The organism is Bradyrhizobium sp. MOS003, from assembly GCF_003020125.1.
Lineage (GTDB): Bacteria > Pseudomonadota > Alphaproteobacteria > Rhizobiales > Xanthobacteraceae > Bradyrhizobium.
The window spans coordinates 105922-124335 of record NZ_PYFW01000003.1 but is presented as its reverse complement, the minus strand read 5'-3'; the positions used below and the strand labels follow the sequence as shown (position 1 = coordinate 124335).

The 18414-nt window shown below is 65.2% G+C and carries 18 protein-coding genes; 5 read left to right on the top strand and 13 right to left on the bottom strand.

Translation table 11 applies throughout. The annotated features are described in order from the left end of the window. Positions 1-83: 83 nt before the first annotated feature. Positions 84-1286 carry an MFS transporter gene (locus tag C7G42_RS15505; protein WP_106949846.1) on the top strand — a complete coding sequence of 401 codons (1203 nt, stop codon included), beginning with the start codon at positions 84-86 and terminating at the stop codon, positions 1284-1286. Here C7G42_RS15505 and ccoS read toward each other — a convergent pair. From ccoS to C7G42_RS15455, 10 genes are all read right to left on the bottom strand, one after another. Further along, entirely contained in the window at positions 1283-1450 is a 168-nt protein-coding gene (gene ccoS / locus C7G42_RS15500; RefSeq protein WP_063196351.1) for a cbb3-type cytochrome oxidase assembly protein CcoS, read from the bottom strand. The genes C7G42_RS15505 and ccoS overlap by 4 nt on opposite strands. Next, positions 1450-3639: a cation-translocating P-type ATPase gene (locus tag C7G42_RS15495; protein ID WP_106949845.1), complete on the bottom strand. Its 2190-nt coding sequence runs from the start codon at positions 3637-3639 to the stop codon at positions 1450-1452. Before C7G42_RS15495 ends, ccoS begins: the two co-directional genes overlap by 1 nt. An 11-nt stretch (positions 3640-3650) precedes the next feature. After that, positions 3651-4136, bottom strand: coding sequence for a FixH family protein (locus tag C7G42_RS15490; RefSeq protein ID WP_094975427.1), 486 nt, complete (start codon positions 4134-4136; stop codon positions 3651-3653). Between the two features lie 15 nt (positions 4137-4151). After that, positions 4152-5615 carry a cytochrome c oxidase accessory protein CcoG gene (gene ccoG, locus C7G42_RS15485; protein ID WP_106949844.1) on the bottom strand — a complete coding sequence of 488 codons (1464 nt, stop codon included), beginning with the start codon at positions 5613-5615 and terminating at the stop codon, positions 4152-4154. 122 nt (positions 5616-5737) lie between these two features. Continuing rightward, positions 5738-6613, bottom strand: coding sequence for a cytochrome-c oxidase, cbb3-type subunit III (gene ccoP, locus C7G42_RS15480; RefSeq protein WP_106949843.1), 876 nt, complete (start codon positions 6611-6613; stop codon positions 5738-5740). Between the two features lie 5 nt (positions 6614-6618). Beyond that, complete coding sequence (locus C7G42_RS15475; RefSeq protein WP_015687703.1) at positions 6619-6783, bottom strand: CcoQ/FixQ family Cbb3-type cytochrome c oxidase assembly chaperone; 165 nt, start codon at positions 6781-6783, stop codon at positions 6619-6621. A gap of 13 nt (positions 6784-6796) precedes the next feature. Next, complete coding sequence (gene ccoO / locus C7G42_RS15470) at positions 6797-7531, bottom strand: cytochrome-c oxidase, cbb3-type subunit II (protein WP_106949842.1); 735 nt, start codon at positions 7529-7531, stop codon at positions 6797-6799. A gap of 10 nt (positions 7532-7541) precedes the next feature. Beyond that, entirely contained in the window at positions 7542-9191 is a 1650-nt protein-coding gene (gene ccoN, locus C7G42_RS15465) for a cytochrome-c oxidase, cbb3-type subunit I (protein ID WP_106949841.1), read from the bottom strand. Positions 9192-9385: 194 nt separating this feature from the next. Next, positions 9386-9811 carry a CBS domain-containing protein gene (locus C7G42_RS15460; RefSeq protein WP_106949840.1) on the bottom strand — a complete coding sequence of 142 codons (426 nt, stop codon included), beginning with the start codon at positions 9809-9811 and terminating at the stop codon, positions 9386-9388. Positions 9812-9842: 31 nt separating this feature from the next. Continuing rightward, positions 9843-10676, bottom strand: coding sequence for a universal stress protein (locus tag C7G42_RS15455; RefSeq protein WP_106949839.1), 834 nt, complete (start codon positions 10674-10676; stop codon positions 9843-9845). A 198-nt stretch (positions 10677-10874) separates the two neighbouring features. Between C7G42_RS15455 and fixL the strand changes: the two genes are divergently transcribed. The 4 genes from fixL (at position 10875) to C7G42_RS15435 (ending at position 14275) form a co-directional block, all read left to right on the top strand. After that, positions 10875-12392, top strand: a complete 1518-nt coding sequence (gene fixL, locus C7G42_RS15450; protein WP_106949838.1) for a sensor protein FixL — start codon at positions 10875-10877, stop codon at positions 12390-12392. Positions 12393-12395: 3 nt separating this feature from the next. Further along, positions 12396-13013 carry a response regulator FixJ gene (fixJ, locus tag C7G42_RS15445; RefSeq protein ID WP_106949837.1) on the top strand — a complete coding sequence of 206 codons (618 nt, stop codon included), beginning with the start codon at positions 12396-12398 and terminating at the stop codon, positions 13011-13013. Positions 13014-13056: 43 nt separating this feature from the next. Beyond that, the gene (locus tag C7G42_RS15440) at positions 13057-13473 is read left to right on the top strand and encodes a response regulator (RefSeq protein ID WP_106949836.1); all 417 of its coding nucleotides are present in this window, start codon (positions 13057-13059) and stop codon (positions 13471-13473) included. Between the two features lie 103 nt (positions 13474-13576). Then, on the top strand, positions 13577-14275 hold the full coding sequence (locus C7G42_RS15435; RefSeq protein WP_162307431.1) for a helix-turn-helix domain-containing protein: 699 nt from the start codon (positions 13577-13579) through the stop codon (positions 14273-14275). Between the two features lie 78 nt (positions 14276-14353). Here the strand turns inward: C7G42_RS15435 and C7G42_RS15430 are convergent, their stop codons facing one another. From C7G42_RS15430 to C7G42_RS15420, 3 genes are read right to left on the bottom strand one after another with little or no spacing between them, the layout of a single operon-like run. Next, positions 14354-15640: an MFS transporter gene (locus C7G42_RS15430; protein ID WP_106949835.1), complete on the bottom strand. Its 1287-nt coding sequence runs from the start codon at positions 15638-15640 to the stop codon at positions 14354-14356. Between the two features lie 23 nt (positions 15641-15663). Then, on the bottom strand, positions 15664-16182 hold the full coding sequence (locus C7G42_RS15425) for a PRC-barrel domain-containing protein (RefSeq protein WP_199580928.1): 519 nt from the start codon (positions 16180-16182) through the stop codon (positions 15664-15666). Positions 16183-16202: 20 nt separating this feature from the next. Further along, positions 16203-18407, bottom strand: coding sequence for an amylo-alpha-1,6-glucosidase (locus C7G42_RS15420; RefSeq protein ID WP_106949834.1), 2205 nt, complete (start codon positions 18405-18407; stop codon positions 16203-16205). Positions 18408-18414 lie beyond the last annotated feature (7 nt).

Below are 18414 nucleotides of genomic sequence, written 5' to 3'. Positions count from 1 at the left end.
CGCGACCAGCCCAAGCGCACGTTACTGGATGTGGCGCCCGGGACCCAATGCCAGGCGCCACATCCTCTCAGGACAATTCCGCCATGACCGATTTATCCGCGCCGACAACAGGGGCCGCGACGGCGATGGGGGCGCACGCGCAAGGCTTGGCGCTGCGCTCGCTCGTGATTGGGCTCACCGCATTCCTGACCGTCGTCGATCTCTTCGCAACACAGGCGATCCTGCCAGCGCTGACGCGGCACTACGGCGTCACGCCTGCCGCGATGGGCTTTGCCGTCAATGCCAGCACCTTCGGGATGGCCACAGCCAGCCTCGTCGTCGGCTTTTTCAGCCCGCGCATCAACCGGCGGACCGGCATTCTGCTCAGCCTGGCGCTGCTGGCGATTCCGACCAGCCTGCTCGCCTCCGCGCCAAATCTCACCGTCTTCACGGCATTGCGGGTCGCGCAGGGCCTGTGCATGGCGTCCGCCTTCGCGCTCACCCTCGCCTATCTCGGCGAGCAGTGCAGCGCCACGGATGCAGGCGGCGCCTTTGCCGCCTACATAACCGGCAATGTCGCGAGCAACCTCGTGGGACGGCTGATCTCTGCTGCCGTGGCCGACGGGCTCGGCCTCGCCTGGAATTTCTATCTGTTCGCGGCGCTCAATCTGACCGGTGCGGTGCTGGTCCATTTCACGATCCGACGCGTGCAGCCGAGGCACGCGATGATGCCGGCCGCATCACCGCTTGCCGCCGCGATCGCGCATTGGCGCAATCCGCGGCTGCGCGCCGCCTTCGGCATTGGCTTCTGCATCCTGTTCGCCTTCATCGGCACCTTCACCTTCGTCAATTTCGTTTTGGTTCGGCCGCCGCTGTCGCTCGGCATGATGGACCTGGGCCTCGTCTATTTCGTCTTTCTGCCGTCGGTCGTCACCACGCTTCTGGCCGGTCGGGTGGCATCGCGGCTTGGAACGCGTCCGACGATCTGGGGCGCGCTCGCAATTGCAGGGCTTGGCCTGCCCTTGATGCTGATGCCGCATCTGAGCGAGGTCCTGACCGGCATGGTTCTCGTCGGCGTCGGCACATTCTTAGCGCAGGCAGCGGCGACGGCTTTCGTCGGACAGGCGGCTGCCGACAACCGCGGCATCGCCAGCGGGACCTATCTTGCGTGCTATTTCTGCGGAGGGCTGGTCGGCACAGTCGTGCTCGGGCGCCTGTTCGACGCTTTCGGATGGCACGCGTGCGTATCAGGCGTAGGCGTGGCCCTTGCGGCCGCAGCCGTGCTCACCTTCGCCCTGAGGCGCTAGCGCTTTGCCGGCGCCTCCTGCGGCGGCTCGTCGTCGGCGATGGCGCGCCAGGCGGCACCATCGAGATCGTCGTACTGGCCGCTTTTGAGCGACCAGAGAAAGGCGACGAGACCGGCGCCTCCGAGCATCAGCGCCAGCGGGACGAGGATGACAAGGATCTCCATCACGCGATCTCCCGCGACTTGCCGCGCGCCCGCAGCGAATTCAGCATGACCAGGATCGACGATCCACTCATGGCCGCAGCCGCGATCAGGGGCGTCACGACGCCGCTGATCGCAACCGGCACCGCCAGCACATTATAGCCGATCGCAAGCCAGAGGTTCTGCCGCATCAGATGCAGCGCCTTGCGCGAGGCGTCGATGGCGGCGACCACCGGAGCCAGTGGCCGGCCGAGGAAGACGAGGTCGGCCGTGGCCTGGCTCAGATGCGCGGCCGAGATCGGCGACATCGAGACATGGGCTGCCGCGAGCGACGGCGCGTCGTTCATGCCGTCGCCGACCATCAGCACCTTGGCGCCGCGCTGCTTCAATTCCTCGATCCGCGCGATCTTGTCGGCCGGCGTGACGCCGGCGCGCCATTCGGGGATTCCAAGCGCCCGGGCCGCCGCCTTCACGGCCGGCTCGCGATCGCCGGAGAGAATCTCGATGCCGATATTGCGTGCCTTCAGCGCCACGATCACCGCCTGAGCGTCCGGACGCAGGCCCTGGCGGACCGAGAGGACGAACTTTTCGCTGCCCTTGCTGAAAGCGACGATGGAAGCTTCGGGATCGATGAAGGCGTTGCCGATCAGCGCCTCCGCGCCGCAGAAGGAGGGGCGGCCAAGGCGAAGCTCGACGCCATCCACGGTCGCACGGACGCCCTGTCCGGCTTCTTCGGTCGCGCCGACGACAGGCGATCTGGCGCCGGCCGCCTGCGCGACGGCGGCCGCGACCGGATGATGGCTCGACAGCGCGAGCCGGCCGGCGAGTTCGAAGATAGCGGCGGGAATGTCGGCGGCATTCATCACTTCGAGATCCGGCAGCGTCAACGTGCCGGTCTTGTCGAAGATGACATGGTCGGCCTCAGCCAGACGCTCGATCGCGTCGCCGGAATTCAGCAACACGCCGGACTTGAACATCGCGCCGGAGGCGATGGTCTGCACGGTGGGAATGGCAAGGCCCAGCGCGCAGGGGCAGGTGATGATCAGCACGGCGACGCCGGTCACGATCGCATCATGCCAGGACGCGCCGGCGATGACCCAGCCGAGGATGGTGATGAACGCGGTCGCATGAACCACCGGCGCGTAGAGCCGCGAGGCGCGGTCGGCGAGGCGCATGTAGCGCGAGCGCGCGGCAAGCGCGTTGTCGAGCAGCCGCGTGATGTCGGCGAGCAGCGTCGCCTCGGACGCGGCCGAGACCCGCACCCGCAGGGTGCCGGAGATGTTCATGGAGCCCGCATAGACCGGCGTGCCCTGCTCGGCCGTGACATAGAGCGTCTCGCCCGTGATCAGGCTCTGGTCGATCTCGGAACGTCCCTCGATCACCGTGCCGTCGACCGCGCAGCGCTCGCCGGGCCGGAGCAGAACGATGTCGCCGGGATTGATCGTGGCCACCGGCACCTGCGAGATCTCGTCGGGACCGACGAACTTCGCGGCCGTCTCCGCCTTCAGCGCCGCGAGATTGCCGGCAACCGCGCGGGTCCGCCGTCGCATGTTCTGGTCGAGGAAGCGGCCGACGAGCAGGAAGGTCAGCAGCATGATCGCTGCGTCGAAATAGGCGTGTTCGGCGTGGTGGAAGGTCTCGACCACGGACATGCCGAGCGCCAGAATCACGCCGATCGAGATCGGAACGTCCATGTTGGTCGTCTTTGCCGACAGCGCGCGCCAGGCCGAGCGGAAGAACGGCTGACCGGCATAGGCTGCCGCCGGCAACGCGATCAACGCCGAGAGCCAGTGGAAGAAGTCGCGCTGCTCGGGCAGCATGTCCGAGACGTTGCCCGACCACACCGGGATCGACAGCATCATCACGTTCATGGTGGCGAACGCGGCGACGCCGAGGCAGCGCAGCAGGAAACGCGATTCGGCGACCTCCGCCACTTCCGCGCTCTCGGTCTCGAACGGGTAGGCCTTGTAGCCGAGCTCTTCGAGCCGATCGATGAACTTTCCGGGGTCGAGCGTTCCCGCTTTCCATTCGAGCGCGACGCGACGGTCGGTGAGGTTGACGCGGGCCAGGGTGACGTCGGGGATGGCCGAGAGTCCCCGTTCGATCTTGGCCATGCAGCCGGCGCAGTGAACGCCTTCGACGGCGAGATCGATGTGCTGGACGCCCTCGCCCGCGGTGCGGACATAGTGCGAGAAATCCCGCGTGACTTGCATGACGAAGTCCCTCAGTTCAGGATCACGCGGTTACGCGACAGGAACACGCGCTCGCCACGCGCCTCGCCTTCGATCACGAGATTCCATTGGCCGGGCGCGACCGCAGCGGCGTCGCCGCGATAGATCCCAATTCCGGTTTCGGTGAACGCGACCGCGAGATCGGCCCGCTTGTCGGTCGGCCGTTCCAGGCGTCCGTCGAACTTAAGCCCCGAGATCGGCTGCCCGTTGGCGTCGCGCGCTTCGACCTGGACCATGGCACCCCCGTCGTTGCGGCGTTCGATGTGGGCGTTGACCTTCCATTTGCGCGCGGCCTGGTCGTGTGCCGCCGAGATCTCGTGCTCGTAGGTCAGGCCCGCAGCATAGGGACTGTCGACGTCGGTCCCGGGCAGCGTCGCGATTGCAAGCTTCATCATCGTGACGTTGACGCCGATCACGAGGCCGAAGAAGGCGACCAGCATCACGAACACCTTGGTTCCGGTCAGTGGCTTTGACGACATGACGGTCTCCTGAACTTACGGCGCGACGAAATTGTCGGTGGCGGTCGCGGCGACACCCAGTCCGATGTCCATGACGTGGAAGCGGACGGGAATTGATTTGTCCGGATTGTTCTCTGCGGGCGCGGTGACGAGCAGGCGGAGTTCGCTGGTGGCGTCGCGTGGGATCACGATCATCGGCCGGTCGGGCGTCACCGAATCGGCTCCGACGACGTGCATCGTGAGATTGACCGGCCCCTCCGCGTCGATGGCGATGACGCGGTCGTAGCCGCTCTTGTTCAGCAGCCGCACCGTGTAGGCGTTGCGGATCGAACCGTCGCTGAGCTTGACCGCGACCGGATTGCGGTCGTGCAGCACGTTGACGTCGAGCAGGCTGCGCGTCGCCAGCGTGTAGACCATGAAGCCGCCGACGGCCACGATGATCGCGCTGTAGACCACGGTGCGGGCCCGGACGATGCGGTAGATCGGCGCCTTGCCTTCCTGGCGGCGGTGGATGTTGATGTCGTTGTCGTAGCCGATCAGCCGCTTCGGCCGGCCGATCTTGGTCATCACGTTGTCGCAGGCATCGATGCAGAGCCCGCACTGGATGCATTCCATCTGCGGCCCGTTGCGGATGTCGATGCCGGTCGGGCAGACCGCGACGCATTGATAGCAATCGACGCAATCGCCGACCTGCTCGCCCAGCGCGCGCAGCTCGGCGGCCTTCTTGACCGAGGTGCGCTTCTCGCCGCGGTCGTAACGGTAGGTGACGTTGAGCGCCCATTCGTCGGTCAGCGCGGCCTGGATCCGCGGCCAGGGGCACATGTAGGTGCAGACCTGCTCGCGCATGTAGCCGGCGAGCAGATAGGTCGTCGCGGTGAGGATGCCGATCCAGATATAGGCGATCATCGGCGCCTGGAAGGTGACCAGCTCCTTCACCAGAGTCGGCGCGTCGTTGAAGTAGAGCACCCAGGCGCCGCCGGTCCACCAGGCGATCATGAGCCAGATCGAATGCTTGAGCACGATCTCGGAAATGCGCTCGAGCTTCATCGGGTCGGACGACTTGTCCTTCTTCATCCGCTCGCGCCGGTCACCCTCGATCAGACGCTCGACGGCGTAGAACACGTCGGTCCAAACCGTCTGCGGACAGAGATAACCACACCAGATACGGCCGCCGACCGAGTTCATCAGGAACAGCGCCACAGCCGCCACGATCAACAGGCCGGTAAAGTAGTAGACCTCCTGCGGCCACAGCTCGATGAAGAAGAAATAGAAGCGGCTGTTGGGCAGATCGATCAGCACCGCCTGGCTGGGGGCACCGAGACCGCGGTTCCAGCGCACGAAGGGGAGGAAATAGTAAACCCCGAGGCAGATCGCCATCAGGCCCCATTTGATGCGTCGGAACGTGCCGGAGACGCTCTGGGGATAGACCTTTTTATGGGGGGCGTAGAGCGGCCCGCCGTCATCGGACGTGAGGTCTTTGGGGTTCACGGTCTTGTTCATCGCTTAAGTCGCCTTGGAAGGTGCGATTAAACCTAGACCCGATGCCGCTGGGCCAGTTGATCCAGCGCAAACGGGGGCGAATTTGTTCGCCCCCGTTCCGCCGCCGATCGGCACGTCTTCGACTATTTTCCGCCGCCCAGCGAGTGGACGTAGACGGCCATCGCCTTGATGGTGGCGGGATCGAGCCGCCCTTCCCAGGCCGGCATCACGCCGGCGCGGCCTTGGCCGATGGTCTCGATCAGGGTCGCCTCGTCGGAGCCGTAGAGCCAGATTTTGTCGGTCAGGTTCGGGGCGCCCATTTCCTGGTTGCCCTTGCCGCCGTCGCCGTGGCAGGCGACGCAATTCTCGGCAAAGATCTTCTCGCCCTTGGCGGCATCGAAGCCGGTGCGGGTCGACAGGCCCGACAGCGACCGCACGTAATTGGCGACCGTGACGATCTCGTCGCCCTTCAGCACGCCGTCCTTGCCGAAGGCGAGCATCTGGCCCTCATGCGTCTTGGCATGACCGGAGCGCGCGCCGAACTGGATGGTCTGCATGATCTGGTCGAGCGTGCCGCCCCATAGCCAGTCGTCGTCGTTCAGGTTCGGATAACCCTTGGCGCCGGCACCGCCGGTGCCGTGGCAGGGCGCGCAATTGTCGCCGAACACGGTCTTGCCCTTGGCGCGCGCGAGCGCCAGCAAGGCCGGGTCCTTCTCGATGTCGGCGAGCGAGGCCGCGCCCAGCGCCACCATCTTGCCACCTCGGATCTTCTCGAGGTTGGCGAGTTCGACGGCAACGTCGGCGCGCGAGGAGTAGCCGAACATGCCGGTGGTGTTGCTGGCGATCAGCGGCCAGGCCGGATAGACGACCCAGTAGCCGATCGCCCAGACGATGGTGAGATAGAAGGTGATCACCCACCAGCGTGGCAGCGGCGTGTTGAGCTCCTTGATGCCGTCCCACTCGTGCCCGGTCGTGGACTTGCCGGAGACGGAATCGATGTCGCTATGATGGTCGGTCATGTCTCTCACTCCTCCCGCAACGGCAGGTGCGCTGCTTCGTCGAAGGCAGCCTTGTTACGGGGCCAAAAAGCGTAGGCGATGATCGCGAGAAAGATCGCGACGAACACCGGCGTCCAGATCGTGGTCACGAGACCGGACGCGAGATTGTCGAGTGTCAGGATAGCTTTCATCGTTCATGCCTTCTCAGCGAAGATTGGCTTTCTCGTTGTAGATCTTGAAGTCGACCAGCGTGCCCAGCATCTGCAGGTACGCGATCAGCGCGTCCATCTCGGTCGGCGAACCGGCCTTGCCGTCGAAATTGCGCACGACGGCCTTGGCATAGCGCTTGTTGAAGGCGTCGGTGCCGGCATTCTCCGGATCGGCCTGTGCCTTCATATCGGCACCGGCGCTGGCGATCTGGTCGTCCGTGTAGGGTACGCCAACCGTCCTCAGCGTCCGCATGTGGTCGGCGATGGTGTCCGGATCGACCTCGCTCTGGCTGAGGAACGGATAGCCCGGCATCACCGACTGCGGCACGATCGCGCGCGGATTGGTCAGATGGGTCACGTGCCAGTCGTCGGAATATTTGGCGCCGACGCGGGCGAGGTCGGGACCGGTACGCTTGGAGCCCCACTGGAACGGGTGGTCGAACATGCTCTCGGCGGCGAGCGAGAAGTGACCGTAACGCTCGACCTCGTCGCGCAGCGGCCGGATCATCTGCGAGTGGCAGAGATAGCAGCCCTCGCGGACGTAGACGTTGCGCCCGGCGAGCTCCAGCGGCGTGTAGGGCCTGACCCCGTCGACCTTCTCGATCGTGCTCTTGAGGTAGAACAGCGGGGTGATCTCGACGAGACCGCCGATGGCAATCACCAGCAGGATACCGACGATCAGGATGATGGAGTTCTTTTCGAAGACTTGGTGACGTGTCCAGAACGACATGGTTTGCTCCTCATTCCGCCGGCTGAAGAGCGACGGGCATCTGGACTTCCGCCTCGCCGACGCGAACCGTCATCCAGAGATTATAGGCCATGATCAGAGCGCCGATCAGGAACAGCGCCCCGCCGGCAGCGCGGATGATGTAGAAGGGATGCATCGCCTCGACGGTCTCGATGAAGGAGTATTCGAGGAAGCCGAGCGAGGTGTAAGCGCGCCACATCAGGCCCTGGAGGATGCCGGACACCCACATCGCCGAGATGTAGAGGACGATGCCGAGGGTCGCGATCCAGAAGTGCCAGTTGACCAGCTTCAGGCTGTAGAGCTCCTTGCGATTCCAGGCCCAGGGCACCAGGCAGTAGAGCGCGCCGAAGGAGACGAAGCCGACCCAGCCGAGCGCGCCGGAATGCACGTGGCCGATGGTCCAGTCGGTGTAGTGGCTGAGCGAGTTGACCACCTTGATCGACATCATCGGGCCTTCGAAGGTCGACATGCCGTAGAAGGCGACGGAGACCACGAGCATGCGCAGCACGGGGTCGGTGCGCAGCTTGTCCCAGGCACCCGACAGCGTCATCAGGCCGTTGATCATGCCGCCCCAGGAGGGCATCCACAGCATGATCGAGAAGGTCATGCCCAGCGTCTGCGTCCAATCCGGCAGCGCCGTGTAGTGCAGATGGTGCGGACCGGCCCAGATGTAGAGGAAGATCAGCGCCCAGAAGTGGATGATCGACAGCCGGTAGGAATAGATCGGCCGCTCGGCGCGCTTCGGGATGAAGTAGTACATGATGGCGAGGAAGCCGGCGGTCAGGAAGAAGCCGACCGCGTTGTGGCCGTACCACCACTGGAACATGGCGTCCTGGATGCCGCCCCAGGCGACGTAGGACTTCGAGCCGAACACCGAGACGGGAAGCGCCGGGTTGTTGCCGAGATGCAGCACCGCGATCGTCACGATGAAGGCGAGATAAAACCAGTTCGCGACGAAGATATGCGGCTCCTTGCGCTTGATGACGGTGGCAAGGAAGACGAGCAGGTAGACGACCCAGACGATGGTCAGCCACAAATCGGCGTACCATTCCGGCTCGGCATATTCCTTCGACTGGGTGACGCCGAGCAGATAGCCGGTGCCGGCGATCAGAATGAAGAAATTGTAGCCCACCACGACGAACCACGGCGCGAGTTCGCCGGCGAGACGCGCACGGCAGGACTTCTGTACGACGTAGAAGGAGGTCGCGATCAACACGTTGCCGCCGAAGGCGAAGATCACGGCGGAGGTGTGCAGCGGCCGCAGGCGGCCGAAGCTGGTCCAGGGCAGGTCGAAGTTCAGCGCTGGCCAGGCCAGCTGCGAGGCGATGATGAGGCCGACGAGGAAGCCGGCAATGCCCCAGAACACCGCCATGAAGGAGGAGAACTTGATCGGGCCCATATTGTAGTTCGGGCGCCCGTTGATTTCCTGCGGCGGCAGCGCCGCCGGGCGATCGAGGTAACGATTGATGATAACGAATACCGCGGCCAGACTCGCCGCCGCGCTGAGCGCGGCATGGAAAGCGAAGGGCGCATCGAGCGCCTTGGCCGAAGCGATCACGCAGAGGAAGGCGGTGACTGCGAACACGACAGCCAAGCCGCTTTCACCGATGGTCATGGATTTGGAGATGGAGGGCTGGCTCATGCGGATTCTCTCTGAAAGAACACGGGGCCAGAAACCACATCCACCCTCGCGGGGAATTGATTGAAATCAAGACAGGTGGATTTCTGTTAATGTTGGCCGGTTCAGATCAGGCCGCGATGTCAATCCCTTGCGCCGCGCATCGCGCACTGTAAGGCTTCGCCTCCGGGAGATTACGGAGGCGGGAAATTGATGCGTCAGTCGCGCGCCGTCGCCTTGAGCGCCCCGATGACATCCTCGCGGGCGATGATTCCGACCAGCTTCTGCGCACCGTCGAGCACGATGATGCTCCTGATGCGGTGCTCCACCATGATCTGGAGCACGCGCGTCAGCCGCGTGTCGGGGCTGACATAGATGAACTCGGGCGTCATCACGTCGCCGACCTTGCGGCTCATCAGGTCGTGATAGCGGGGCAGCATTTGGCTCGGCGTGAAGGCGAAGCACTTCAGGATATCGAATTTGGTGACGATGCCGACCACCTGCCCGTCGTCCTCGACCGGATAGGAGTTGAAATCGTCGGCCTCGAACATCTCGCTGAGTTCGAGCAGGTTACGGTCGCGCTGCACCGCCTTGACGTTGCGCGTCATGTAGCCGTCGACGGTCTGTTCAAGAAATCTGTACACGGCGCGTCCTCCTCGATTTCGATTCCGGCCGTCAGTGCGACAGCAGCGCGCTGCGGGCGGTCTGCGTGACCAGATATTGAGTGACGCCTCCCAGGATCAGTTCACGAAACCTCGAATGACCATAGGCACCCGCTACGATCAGGCCGGCATCGACGTCGCCGGCGACTTTCTCCAATTGCACGGCGGCGGCTTCGTTCCTGGCGCCTTCGCAGATGCGCGCGGTCGCGGTGACGCCATGGCGGGCGAGCCAGGCGGCAACGTCGGTGACGCCGGCCATCACGACCGCACGGTCGTCGTCGCGCTCCGGAATTGTGGCGATGGTGACGTCCCTCGCCTTGCGCAGCATCGGCAGCGCATCGACCACCGCGCGCCGCGCCTCCGGCGTATCCTTCCAGGCCACCAGCACGCTGCGCAGGTCGAGCCAGTTGACCCGGTCGGGCACGACGAGAAGGGGCCGGCCGGCCTGCATCACGAGATCCTTGGGGCTGGCGAGCGCGAACGCGTCGGAGAAGGCCGGGCTCTGCCCGCCGCTCACGACGATGTCGGCGCAACGCGCCTGCGCCAGGGCGAATCGCGCCGGAAAGTCCATGGCGCTGCGCCACTCCGCATGTCCGCCGCGATTCTTCGTGGCGGCGCGGAATTGCGCCTCGAGGTCAGCCAGCCGCCGCTTGACCGAAGCTTCGCCTTCGTCGATCAATGCTTGCGCCTCGACGCCGTCGGTGAAATAGAGCGGCGGCGCAAACTGGGCCGCGGCGACCCCGACGATGGCCGCCTCGAATCGTTCGGCGAGCTCGCCCGCGACCTGAAGACGCGCTTCATTGGACTGGTCGAGCGCCAGGCTGACCATCACCGTCGCGTATGTCATCGGAATTCTCCAGTGCAAAGACTTTGGTCGAATTTACGCCTGCTTCCGCACATGGGGATGAGATAGATCAAGGCGGCCGCAGGCACCCGACTTGCCGTCCAGCGGCAAGCGACAGAACTTGCCTCCGGCCCGGCCTTAAGCGACATTAGGCTAGCGGTAACCGCGTCCGGAGCGGCCGCGTCAGGATTGGAGCATCATTTGTCGCCGAGCCGCGTAACGCACTCGCAGGACGACGGTCGGGGCGAACGTTTTCGCGTTCGGATCGAAGGGTTTGGCGTAGGCACCTGGGATCTCGACCTCGCGACACGGGAGTTGGAATGGTCCGATACCGCCAGGGTGCTGCTCGGCATCGAGCCGGATCAGCCGGCGAGCTACGATCTGTTCCTGTCGCGCCTTCAACCCACGGACAGAGAGCGGGTCGAGGGCGCAATCAAGCGGGTTTCCGAGAGTGGCGGCAGCTTCGACGTGTCATTCAAGGTCGCGAATGCCTCCGGCAGCGGGCAGTGGATCCGCGCCCGGGCTGGACTCATTCGGGACGAATCCGGGGCAGCTCGTCATCTCAGCGGCATCTTCCTCGACATCGACGCAGAAAAGCAGGTCGAAGAAGCGCTGCGTACGCGCGAGACCCACCTCCGCTCCATCCTGCAGACCATTCCCGACGCCATGATCGTCATCGACGGCCACGGCATCATGCAGCTTTTCAGCTCAGCCGCGGAGCGCCTGTTCGGCTGGTCCGAGCACGAGGCAATCGGCCAGAACGTCAGCGTCCTGATGCCGGAGCCCGATCGTACCCGTCACGACAGCTACCTGGCACGTTACCGCACCACGAACGATCCGCACATCATCGGCATTGGCCGCATCGTGACGGGCAAGCGCCGCGACGGCACGACTTTTCCCATGCATCTGTCGATCGGCGAGATGGAATCCGCCGGCGAGCCCTATTTCACCGGCTTCGTCCGCGACCTTACCGAACACCAGCGGACTCAGGCCCGGCTCCAGGAATTGCAATCCGAGCTCGTCCACGTCTCGCGGTTGACCGCGATGGGCGAAATGGCTTCCGCGCTCGCCCATGAGCTCAACCAGCCACTGGCGGCGATCAGCAACTACATGAAGGGATCGCGACGCCTCCTTGCCGGCAGCAGCGACCCCAACACCCCGAAGGTCGAAAGCGCACTGGATCGCGCCGCGGAGCAGGCTCTGCGCGCCGGCCAGATCATCCGGCGCCTGCGCGACTTCGTCTCCCGCGGCGAGTCGGAGAAGCGGGTCGAGAGCCTGTCCAAGCTGATCGAGGAGGCCGGCGCGCTCGGGCTCGCCGGCGCGCGCGAGCAGAACGTGCAGCTCCGCTTCAGCCTCGATCCCGACGCCGATCTCGTCCTTGCCGATCGCGTGCAGATCCAGCAGGTGCTGGTCAACCTGTTCCGCAACGCGCTGGAGGCGATGGCCAAGTCGTCGCGCCGCGAGCTCGTCGTCGCCAACAGCCGTGTCGCCGACGACATGATCGAGGCGGAGGTCTCCGACACCGGTTCCGGCTTCCGGGACGACGTCATTCCAAACCTGTTCCAGACGTTCTTCACGACCAAAGACACCGGCATGGGCGTGGGGCTGTCCATCAGCCGCTCGATCATCGAGGCTCATGGCGGCCGCATGTGGGCCGAGAGCAACGCAGCGGGCGGGGCGACATTCCGCTTCACCTTGCCGGCAACCGACGAGAGCTGATTCATGACGACCAAGGGACATGTCTACGTCATCGACGACGACGCGGCGATGCGCGATTCGCTGAATTTCCTGCTGGATTCCGCCGGCTTCGGCGTCACGCTGTTCGACGACGCGCTCACCTTTCTCGATGCCCTGCCCGGCCTCGGCTTCGGCTGCGTCGTCTCGGACGTGCGCATGCCCGGCATGGATGGAATCGAGCTGCTGAAGCGCTTGAAGGCGCAGCAGAGCCCGTTTCCCATCCTGATCATGACGGGTCATGGCGACGTCCCGCTCGCGGTCGAGGCGATGAAGCTCGGGGCCGTCGATTTCCTCGAAAAGCCGTTCGAGGACGACCGCCTCGTCGCCATGATCGAAGCCGCGATCCGGCAGGCCGAGCCGGCCGCCAAGAACGAGGCCGTCGCCCAGGACATCGCTGCGCGCGTTGCCTCCTTGAGCCCGCGTGAACGTCAGGTGATGGAGGGGCTGATCGCGGGCCTGTCCAACAAGCTGATCGCCCGCGAATACGACATCAGCCCGCGCACCATCGAGGTCTACCGGGCCAACGTCATGACCAAGATGCAGGCGAGCAGCCTTTCGGAGCTGGTCCGGCTGGCGATGCGCGCCGGGATGCTCAACGATTGAGGCAGGTCAAGGCCGCTTTTTGGCGCCGTGCTAACCAGACACCATGATCGAGGTCAGCTCACATGGCGCCCAGGCGTCGTCCTCCCCACAAGCCACCGTGTTTGTGGTCGACGATGATGCCGCCGTCCTGGGATCGCTGCGGTTCCTGCTGGAGACCGACGGCTTTGCCGTGCGGACCTTCAGGAGCGGCACCGCGCTGCTCAACGCGAGCGGTACGTCCGGCGCGGACTGCTATGTGATCGACTACAAGATGCCGGACATCAATGGCATCGAGCTGGCCGGCCAATTACGCAAATCCGACCGCGACGCGCCTGTGATCCTGATCACCGGCTATCCCGACGAGAACATCTCGACCCGGGCTGCGACGGCGGGCATCAAAGACGTGGTTCTGAAGCCGCTTCTCGAGGAAAACCTGGTCAAGTGCATCCGCCACGCCATCCAGGAGCGCCCCCGCGCGTGACCTACGGGATTCTACGTAGGTAGACCCCCTTAAGATATCGCTCGAAATTTTCGAAGCCCCCGATACCGCGTACCAAAGCGCCATCACAACGGAGATGGCGCAGATGCTCACCCAGACCCTCAACACCCAGGCGATCAACACCCAGATCGTCGGCAAGATCGCCCCCGCCCATCCTGTCACCGACCAGTTTGGCGCCATCACCGGCCATGTCGGCCTCGTCGCCACCGAGTTCTCCTACCGCAAGGACGAGGAGATCTATGGCGAGGACGAGCCGGCCGAATATGTCTACCAGGTCGTGTCAGGCGCCGTGAGCAGCTACAAGCTCCTGTCCGACGGCCGCCGCCAGATCGGCGCCTTCCATCTTCCCGGTGACGTGTTCGGGCTCGAATCCGGTCCCGCTCACCGCCTTGCCGCCGAAGCCATCATCGACACCACCGTGCGCCTCGTGAAGCGCGCCAGCCTCGAGAAGGCCGCAGGCACCGACGTTCAGGTTGCCCGCAAGCTCTGGGCCATGACGGCCGGCGAGCTGCGCCATGCCGAGGATCACATGCTGCTCCTGGGACGCAAGACGGCGATGGAGCGCGTTGCGACCTTCCTGCTCGAAATGGACCGCCGCCTTGCCGTTGCCGGCATGATGGCGCTGCCGATGTGCCGCCGCGACATCGGCGATTATCTCGGTCTCACCCTCGAAACCGTGTCGCGCGCGCTGTCGCAGCTTCACGCCCAGGGCATTCTGGGCTTCTCCGGCGCCCGCCAGATCGTGCTGCGCAACCGTCAGCGCCTGCAACATCTCGACGCCTGATCTTCGCCAATCTTCCTATTCCCTACCCACTTGGCCGGCCGAACGCGTTTCGGCCGGCCATTTTGTTTGGGTCGCGAATCATCCCGTGCGCCGCGTCTCCGGCATCACGAAAAGAATCAGCAAGAGTCCGGTCGCGGCCACGCCGGAAAGCCCGATGAACGCCGTGGCATTGCCGAACTTGTCGCTGACATACCCGCCGAGCGCGGTGCTCAGCGATGCACCGATGCCGGTCGCGGTGCCGACGATGCCCTGCGCAAGGTTGAAGTGCCCGCTGCCGAAGGCGACGTCGGCCACGATCAGCGGAATCATCACCGCGAACACCGCCGCGGTGATGCCGTCGAACACCTGCACCGCGACCAGCAGATAGGGATCGCGCACGGTCGCAAACAGCAGGCCGCGAATCATCAGCGCGCCGAATCCGATCAGCAGCAGCGGCCGCCGGCCCCACGCTTGCGCCTTGCGCCCGACCGTCGGCGACAGCAGCGCCACGATCGCTTGCGGCACGACGATGCAAAAGGCCACGAGCACCGTCGCCCACTGGGCGGACCGCGCCGTCACAGCGCTTGCGATCAGCGGCATCATCGAGGCGTTGGCGAGCTGCAACAGCAGCACGCTGAGAGCGAAGACGATCAGCGGACGCTGCCGGATCAGGTGCCAGATGTTGGTGTCGCCGCGCTCCGTGGCGTCAGGCGGCATCTCGCCGTGACAGCGCCTGATGTCGACCTCATTCTCGCGGATGCGGAAGAGAGCGATCAGGGTCGGGATCGCGAGCAGGAAGGTGACCAGAAACACCGCCCGGCTCGACAGCAGATAACCGACGGTGCCCATCACCGCCGCGGCAACGCCGCTCCCGAGCGAGGCAAATCGCGCGTTGCGGCCGAGCCGCTCACCGATCGCGAACGGCCCGACCAGGCCAAGGCTGATTGCCGCAATCGCCGGCCCGAGCACGCAGCTCGCCGCCGCGTGCAAGGTGGCCGCGGCCACCACGACCGGGAAGATCGGCATCGCGGCATAAGCGAGTGCACAGCAGCCGATGGCCGCAATGGCAAGGCCTGCGACCAGCCGCTCCGATTTCGCGGCATCGATGATCGCCCCGCCCGGCATCTGACCTATCAACGCGACGATACCGCCGATCGACAGCACCAGGCCGATCTCGACCTGAGTCCATTTCTGGGTCGTCAGATAGACCGCGATGAAGGGACCGAACCCTGTCTGCACGTCGGCGAGGAAGAAGATGAACCAGTCGAGGCCGCGCAGGCTCTGGCGCGACGGCGCAGGAATGCGCGCGGCCGACGGCGCAGCGACGCTGACCTGCTCGGAGCGGCCGTCACGATCTGCAGGGTACGGCTTCCTCGACAACAGCACAGGCGGTCAACCCTCCCCGCACGTCACTGGATCACTTGGAGTGGTTGAAGGCTGCCGGACGCGCCGAGCACGACGATCGGCGCGTCTTCCTTGTATTCCGGCGCGGCCGCGACCTGCGCCTTGGTCAATTCCAGCGTGATGCTGTCCTTCTTGTTGGCGATCTTGCCGAAGCGCAATGCGTTCCAGTCCACCACGATCTTGCGGCTGCCGACGCCGAGAAACCCGCCGAAGTCGATCGCCGCAGCGCGGACATGGCCGCTGCGATCGACGATGACGTCGACGATCCGCCCCATGTCCTCGCCGGCGGCGCTGCGCACGTCGCGGCCGAGCACGCCATGGGCTTCGCTCGCGCCGATGATGGTCACCGAAGGCGGCGGCGCGGCATCCTTCGGCGTGACGGGCACGGTCGAGGCCGGCGGCTGGGTCGCCGGCGCCTTCGCCTCGCTCGCACCAGCAGGGGGCTCGTCCGCGGCGCGCCCGGTGGTAACAGCCACGCTCGCGAAGACGGTTATACCGAGGATAAATGCTCCGATCGCACGCATGACACTCTCCCTGCGCGTTACTAGCGCGCCAGCACGATCGAGACCTGGATCCGGCCGCGCGTGCGCAAGACTTCCAGCGCCACGTCGTCGCCGTGGCGGCTGACACGAAGATCGACGCTGGATTCGCCGAGGCGCAGATCGCGCAGGATCACCTCGTTGAGGAACGCCGGCAGATGCGGGTTGCGCAGGCGGATCTCGCTGCGCGCCACGTCGAACTCGATGCCGAGCGCCGCCTCCAGCAGCGTGAACGGCGTCGCGCTGGCCCAGGCCTGCGGCGCGCAAGCGACCGGGTAAAGCGTCGGGCCGCGGCGCTTCTCACGCCGGAAACCACAGAACAATTCGGGCAACCGGCGCAGGTCCATATAGGTGGCGGCGTCGAACAGCCCCTTGAAGACATGCGCGACCGAATGCTTGAGGCCATAGCGTGACAGCCCGAGGGCGATCAGCGCGTTGTCGTGCGGCCAGATCGACCCGTCATGATAGGACATCGGGTTGTAACGCACTTCGCCTCGCGCGACGGTACGGATGCCCCAGCCCGAGAAGAAATGCGGCCCCATCAGATCGGCGGCGACGAGGCGGGCACGGTCCTCGCGGATCATGCCGCTGAACAGCACCTGGCCGGCGTTCGAGGTCCGCACCTTGCACGGCCGCTTCTTGCCGTCGAGGGCGAGCGCGTAGGTGCCGAGCTCCTCGCACCAGAACGCCTTTTCGAAGCGTTCAGCCAACGTCCTGGCTTCGGCCTCGAGCTTGCGCGCGAGGTCCGGCTTGCCGAGCCGCAGCGCGCAACGCGCGGCGAGCTGCTTGGCGGCGTAGACATAACCCTGGACTTCCGCGAGCGCGATATATCCTTCGGCAAGCTGGCCGTCGGCATGGAAGATCGCATCGTAGGAATCCTTCCAGCCCTGGTTGGCCAGCCCCTTTTCGGTCGCGCGCTGGTATTCGACGAAACCATCCTGGTCTGGATCGCCGGGACCGTCGATCCAGGCCAGCCCCGCCTCAATCGCCGGCCACAGCTCGATCAGGGTCTTCTCGTCGCCGGTCCGCTCGAAATAGCTTCCGGCGAGCAGCACGAACAGCGCGGTCGAATCGACGCTGCCGTAATATTGCGCGAACGGCACCTCGCGCAGCGCCGCCATCTCGCCGCCGCGCATCTCATGCAGGATCTTGCCGGGCGCGGCGTCCGCGAGCGGATCCACCGCCTTGGCCTGGAAATGCGCGAGGCGGCGCAAGACGCCCTTGGCGACGCGCGGATCGACCCATAGCATCTGCAGCGCGGTGATCAGGCCGTCGCGGCCGAACGTCGTCGAATACCAGGGAATGCCGGCATAGGGATAACGCCCCTGCGGCGTCTCCGTCATCAGCATGTTGAGGTCGGCCATGGCCTGGCACAGCACCTCGTTGAAGATGTTGTTCGAGGTCTCGACGCTCGCCGCCCCCATCGTCGACTGCCGCATCTCGCGGCGATGTGCGAGCAGGCCGCGGAAGAAGCGTGCGGGCTTCTCGGCGATCGGGCGGTTGCAGGACACGGCCACGAACAGCGACTTGGATTCATGCGGGCCCAGCTCGAGCTGCCAGGTCGCGGCATTCACCGACAGCCGCGTCGGGCGGGGATCGAAATGCAAACCCGTGGTGCGCTCGGTGTCGTCGAGGCCGCGATATTCGAACAGCACGTCGGTAGGACTAAGCAGTTTGCCCGTGCCGGTGCCGCGGTGCGGGCGGCGCTCGCCGCGGACCTCGAACAGATCGGCAAAGTCGTTGTCGAACAGCAGCGTCAACTCGAAACTGGCGCGCGCATCGCCATGGTTCTGCACCCCGATGCGCTGATAGGCCGTGCCACGCCACAGGAAGATCGTGCGCACGATGTGCAGCAAGTCCTTCTGGAGGACGAGGCGTTCCTGACGGTAGATATCGGGGTTGGTGAGGTCGACCGTCAGCGCCGAATTGTCGTCGCGCAGGTTGGAGCCCAGCAGCAGCGGCTGGAGATCGTCGAGTACCAGCTCAAGCCGCGCCAGATAGCGGGTGTCGTAGTGAAACAGGCCGTCCGGCCCGCCGGCCGAGGCGCCGATGTCGCCATGGCTGTCGAGCACGATGAACATGTCGTCGTGCTTGAGGGATCGCCGCGGCCGTGCCGATGGCCCGGTCATCGGGATGTAGAAGGGCTGCTCCGCGACCTGCTCCGAGGTTCGCGTGACAGAGGCGAGGTGAGTTACGGCTTCGGCCGACATGAGCTGA